At 65.4% G+C, this 5,448-nt stretch carries 5 protein-coding genes; 2 read left to right on the top strand and 3 right to left on the bottom strand.

The window, feature by feature from the left end; translation table 11 throughout:
- The first annotated feature begins 112 nt into the window (after window positions 1-112).
- Entirely contained in the window at window positions 113-289 is a 177-nt protein-coding gene (locus BN1233_RS48045) for a hypothetical protein (RefSeq protein ID WP_154678358.1), read from the top strand.
- Between the two features lie 141 nt (window positions 290-430).
- On the opposite strand, the gene BN1233_RS50355 is transcribed toward BN1233_RS48045, so the two are convergent.
- The 3 genes from BN1233_RS50355 to BN1233_RS40980 form a co-directional block, all read right to left on the bottom strand.
- Window positions 431-865: a transposase gene (locus BN1233_RS50355; protein ID WP_244470752.1), complete on the bottom strand. Its 435-nt coding sequence runs from the start codon at window positions 863-865 to the stop codon at window positions 431-433.
- A 302-nt stretch (window positions 866-1,167) separates the two neighbouring features.
- Window positions 1,168-1,938, bottom strand: coding sequence for a lytic transglycosylase domain-containing protein (locus tag BN1233_RS40985; RefSeq protein ID WP_244470750.1), 771 nt, complete (start codon window positions 1,936-1,938; stop codon window positions 1,168-1,170).
- 176 nt (window positions 1,939-2,114) lie between these two features.
- Entirely contained in the window at window positions 2,115-2,909 is a 795-nt protein-coding gene (locus BN1233_RS40980) for a pentapeptide repeat-containing protein (RefSeq protein ID WP_244470751.1), read from the bottom strand.
- Between the two features lie 390 nt (window positions 2,910-3,299).
- Here BN1233_RS40980 and BN1233_RS40975 point away from each other — a divergent pair, with 390 nt between their 5' ends.
- Window positions 3,300-5,441: an alpha/beta hydrolase domain-containing protein gene (locus tag BN1233_RS40975; protein ID WP_046869451.1), complete on the top strand. Its 2,142-nt coding sequence runs from the start codon at window positions 3,300-3,302 to the stop codon at window positions 5,439-5,441.
- The last annotated feature ends 7 nt before the right edge of the window (window positions 5,442-5,448 follow it).

Here is a 5,448-nt window from a genome sequence, read left to right as displayed (position 1 = left end):
TTCGGTTCGCGCCTTGTCCAGCAGACGATAGTGCATGAACTCCAGGGCACCACCAACCCGGTCTATCGTGAAGGCGGCCTCCATGCCGTCTTCACGATCCCCTTGAGTGTTGATGACCGTCTTCGCTCCTGATGAGCATGGCAGCGGCGCGCCGCTTCTTTCCGCTGATCCTGACCTCTACCTGCCAACCGCCTCTCTCGCGCTGGATGTCCTTCCATCAGTGGACAGCGAGATCCTTACGGGATCGCTCGAAGCCCGTTATTCCGACGCATTGTTTCATGGAATTTGATGGTTAGGTGAATCGTGCAGGTTTGGTGGGACCTGCATGATGGTCCGATGACCAAAGCGAAGAGCCGGTCGCATCCCCTCGCTCGCGCGCAGGCCCTTGAGACCTGGGCTGCGGGCCGTGAGCGCGCCATTGCAAAGCTTGTCAGGGAGGCGGAAGCTCTGGAGGAATACGAGCTTCTCGAAGAGGCCGCCTGTCTATGGCACGCAGTCTTGCGTCTGCGGGAGAGTGCGCGCAGGGAGCGCGCCGAAGCTGCTGTGCTCCGGGCGGCGTGGGAGAAGTGCCACGAGGAACGAAGAGAGTTGGAGAAGCCCCGGAGCTAAGTTCCTCGGCAGCGCGGAGTGTATCTGTATCTGGAATTCTCGCCGGGGTCGCCGCCATCCTACGCTGCTTACGGTCAGGGCGGCTATGTTGGTGAGTGCATCGGACAGCGAGGCGGTGGTCGATCCAGTGCCGTAGGGTCGACAAGCCGATCCCGAGATCCGCGGCAATCTCACGTCGGCTGCGGCCGCTCGTCAAAGCAAGCCGCACAGCCTCATCCTGAAACTCTTTCGTAAAGCGAGTGTGGGGTATGGAGATCCTCCTGCACTATAACAGTGCTCTCGACTTGCCCGAAGCAAGTCCAAAGCGGCCTACTGGAATTCTGGCCGGGCAGATGCATTGAACAGCAGTTCGCTCCTTTCGGCTTGCGACTGAAGATCGGGCGGTGCTAGGCCCGCTTTCCGCCGTACGGCGCTCATCGTGTCTCCTGCGCCACTGCAGGCTCCGAAACTCCAAGTGAACCGATGTGCCCTAAGGGTGGCGGACTGCCAATGCCCCACACGACTGCGGCAATGGGTGAGGTGGCAGCATATCACACGTCCTTGGCTTGGCAGCCCGGCTCAGATCCCGGACGCGATGCGCAGCTGCGCCGGCTGCAGCTTGCGCGTGATGGCCTGCAGCCGCGCCTCGTGAGCGGCCCACAGCTGCCGGCTCTTGGCACGGCGCACACTGCTCGCACCTAAGGTCAGCCGAAGGCGTGCCTGCTGGGATCGCGCCGACGCGACTGGCTGTTGGGGTGAACTCGGGAAGTAATCGGCAGCCGGCAGAGGCGCATTGGCGAGGGACGAGCCGATCGCTGCGAGATGAGCCCGGACGCGGCGGCAATACTCGACGGAGCGCTCGGACATGCGCTCTTCGCCATGGCCGGCCCGGTACTTCATCAGCGTCCGACAGAGGTTTCCATTGGCGAGCTTCCACGCGTCTGCGAGATAGCGGACACCGTACCGGACATTTGTCGTGGGCTCATGCAACCCAGCCACAGGGCCCGTGTATCCCAGCAGAGCAGCCGTCTCCGGCCGCACCTGCATGAGGCCGATCTCGCCGACCGCGCCCACGGCGTTCGGGTCATAGGCGCTCTCCACATGCGCTACGGCATCGGCCACCTCAGGAGGTAAGCCTCGCCCCTCGGCTGCGCGCCGGACCAGCTCGAGATGCGTGGCGCGTCCTGCCGAATGAGGCTGCGGGATGCCCACGAGGGTCTCGACCGTTGGCGGGAGAGGCAAGGCCGGGAAGTCTCTGCCCGGATCGGCTGCCGCTCCGGAGGCGAGAAAGAACCACACTGCGACCGCACAGGTGTGACAAGTCAGGTATCTGACAAGCAGCGTGTGCACGAAGATCCCCCACATTGATCAGCAACGATCCAACTCGACCCAAAGCTGGCCTGTCCTGGGCAACGTAGCGCCTGAGCGATCAGTTTCCGCCTTCCAGGCAGAATTAGCTTGCGTCGCGAATCCTCATTCTCTCTGGACCCCGTCGGTCCGGATGCGCAGAGCCTTGGCGCATCATCTCAATCGCGCACGGCTCGGTCTGCATGGACGAGCTGATCGAGGTTCTTCGCGGCGTCCAGGCCGCTGAGCTTCCGGAGCTTGGCCCCGCTCACATCAGCGTCGCGGAAATCCGCGCCCGTAATGCGAGCCCCGGTGAGGTCTGCCCCAGCGAGTTCCGCTCCAACCAGGCTGGCCTCGATGAGGTCAGCGCCGATCAGGCTGGCGAAGTCCAGTTTGGCCCGCGCCAAGTCGGCTCGCACGAGCTTCGCGCCATCGAGCCGGGCCGAGGTCAGGACGGCCCGGATCAGGCCCATGGACTGGTTCCTCATATCGGCACCGCCGCGTACCTCAGACAGGTTCGCGTCCGTGAGGTCGGCGCCGGTCAGATCCACAACAAGGCGGGCGCCGGTCAGATCCGCGCGTGCGAATACGACATCACGGGCCTGGCTCGCCAACAAGCTCGCCGCAACGAGCTTGGCCTGCGAGAAGTCGGCGCCGAGCGCCCAGGCCTGATCGAGACTGGCTCCGCTCAGGTCCGCTCCGACGAGTCTGGTCTTGTTCAGGCGAGCCAGCCGCAGGTTCGCCCCTCTGAGGTCCAGACCCGAGAGATCCAGGCCCGACAGACGCTTGCCCGAGAGATCGAGCGGGCTTCCGTGTGCTTGCGCGAGCAGGCGCTCGATCTCGGCCCGGGTGAACTCGGCCTGCGTCATCTCGGGCGAGGTCAGGTCGACGTAGCGCATCAGGTCCTGCGCCTGGAGGCCCGATGCCACAGCCAGACAGCAGGCCACCAACAGGGCGAGACGGAGCCTCGGCACGGCTTCTCTCCGGCGCAATCCGGCTCGCTTGACAAGCAAGAGCAGCCATCAGCAATCCTGCTGAGCTTAGTCCGGCCAGGCGGCAGGCTCAACGCTCTACACCTCGCTGCAACGACCTCGCGCGTCACACTGAATGAGACGGTGTCCGTCCATGCGGCGGGTGATTTTCCTTGGGCAGGCAGGAAACGAGCGACTGACTGGTTTCGCGTTACGAATACCGGCCCGACCACCCGCACCGCCAAACGTCGGCCCCTGACTTCGCCGTCAGCAATGGCAGCGCCCGTGATCCACTCCTCTTCCCGCCTTTCGCCCTGCCGAAAACCGTGTTGCAGTCGGCCGGACTCCGCGAGACGATCGGAGCAACGGCGATCCGACGCATGGGAGGCCTCCATGAGCCTGCAGCACCTCCGCAGCACCACTGCTCTTGTTGTAACCGTCGCGGCTGTCCTCCTGACGGGAACCGCTGAAGCCCGGATCACGCGGCTCGAAGTGTCCAGCGTAGAGCCTGTGTTCGGTGGCAGATCCTTCGAGCCCGTCGGGCCCTACAAGCGCGTGCGCGGGCGAGCCTTCGGAGAGGTCGATCCCAACGCGCCGGCGAACGCCATCATCCAGGACATCCAGCTCGCGCCGCGCAACGCCCGCGGCATGGTCGAATACGCGACCGAGATCGACATCCTGCGCCCGGCCGACCTGGGGCGCGGCAACGGCGTGCTGTTCTTCAACATCCTGAACCGCGGCAACAAGGGCGGGCTGGCTGCCTTCAACGCCGACGTGCCGCCGAACCTCACCGAGATCAATTCCGTGGCGGATCCGGGCGACGGCTTCATGCTGAAGGAGGGCTACACGCTCGTATGGTTCGGCTGGCAGGCCGATGTCCTGCCGGGCAACAATCGCATGACGATGAGCGCGCCCGTGGCCCGCAACGCGGATGGCTCGCCGATCACCGGGCTGGTTCGCGCCGAACTGACGACGCTCACCCCGACAAAGACACTCAACCTCTCGTCGGGCTGGTTCACGACCTTGACGCACGCGAGCTATCCAACCGCGAGCCCCGACAACCGGAAGCCATTCGAGGATGGGTTTCTTCCGACCCTCACGGTGCGCGCCAAAGAGCAGGAGCCCAGGGTGACTATCCCGAATGCGGACTGGGCGTTCGGGTCGTGTCCAGAAGGCGGCGAGCCTACGACGGACGACACCAGGATCTGCTACTCGGCCGGGTTCGAGCCCGGCAAGCTATACGAGCTGATCTATCGCGCCAAGGACCCGCTCGTGCTCGGGCTCGGGTATGCCGTCACGCGCGACCTCGCCGCCTTTCTGAAGAACGAGGAGCGCGACACCGCAGGCACGGCCAACCCGGTGTTCCGGCCGGGCGCGAAGGCGATCGTGATGGGCACCTCCCAGAGCGGCCGCATGATCCGCTCCTTCCTTCATCTGGGCTTCAACGAGGATGAAGGCGGGCGGCTGGTCTTCGAGGGCGCCTACCCGCACATCGGCGGCGGCCTGATCCCGCTCAACGTGCGCTTCGCGCAGCCCGGTCGGGCCTGGGGCCATCAGATCGACCACCTCTATCCGGCCTACGATTTTCCGTTCTCGTATGCGGCGCAGACGGACCCGATCTCGGGCCGCACGCAAGGCATTCTCGACCGCTGTTCGGCGACGCATTCCTGTCCCAAGATCTTCCACGTCGCGACGGCGCTCGAGGTCTGGGAAGGCCGGCAGTCGCTCGGGCTCACCGATCCGCTGGGGCGGCTCGACGTCCCGGATCCCGCGACCGTGCGCACCTTCATCCTGGCGAGCACGCAGCACGTTCCGGCGAACCTGCCGCTCCCGACCGCGGAGCCGTTCGGGCACTGTCAGCAGCAGGCCAATCCGAACCCGCAGGTCTGGACCATGCGGGCGCTCCTGACTGCGCTCACCGCGTGGGTGAAGGATGACAAGGATCCACCCGCGAGCGTGGTGCCGCGGATCGTCGACGGAACCCTCGTCGCGCCCGACCAGGTGCGCTTTCCGCCGATCCCGGCCAATGCTTACGGCAACGTGCGCAGGCCCGCCGTCCGCTTCCTGAGCGTCCACAACCCGCTGCATCCGGCCGATTACGGCCCCGAATACAACCCGGCCGATATGTCGGGCGTGATCACGCAGGAGCCGCCCGGGATTGGCACGGCCAGCTACGGGATCCTCGTGCCGCAGGTCGACGAGGACGGGAACGATGTGGGCGGGCTTCGGTCGGCCCATCTGCAGGTTCCGATCGGCACCTACACGGGTTGGAATCTCGGGCGAGCCGGCCGCTTCGAGAACGGCTTCTGCTCCCTTCAGGGCAGCTTCATTCCCTTCGCGCGAACCAAGTTGGAAAGGCTCGACTCAGGCGACCGGCGCCTCTCGCTCGAGGAGCGCTACCTGACGAAGGAGGCCTATGTCGAGGCCATGCGCGGCGCGACGTCCCGGCTCGTCTCGGATCGACTCCTGCTGCCCGAGGATGCCAAGCGCCTGCTGCAACAGGCCGAGGGCGAGGGCATCCGGTTGGCACCATAGCCGATGG

It is taken from the genome of Microvirga massiliensis, assembly GCF_001006805.1.
In the GTDB taxonomy this organism is placed as follows: Bacteria; Pseudomonadota; Alphaproteobacteria; order Rhizobiales; family Beijerinckiaceae; genus Microvirga; species Microvirga massiliensis.
The sequence above is the reverse complement of the archived record's forward strand: the minus strand, read 5'-3'. Positions and strand labels throughout refer to the sequence as shown.

Bases quoted from the DNA above. Each gene is read 5' to 3' on its own strand.
- BN1233_RS40975 (WP_046869451.1), top strand. From the start codon at position 3,300: ATGAGCCTGCAGCACCTCCGCAGCACCACTGCTCTTGTTGTAACCGTC.
- BN1233_RS48045 (WP_154678358.1), top strand. From the start codon at position 113: ATGACCGTCTTCGCTCCTGATGAGCATGGCAGCGGCGCGCCGCTTCTT.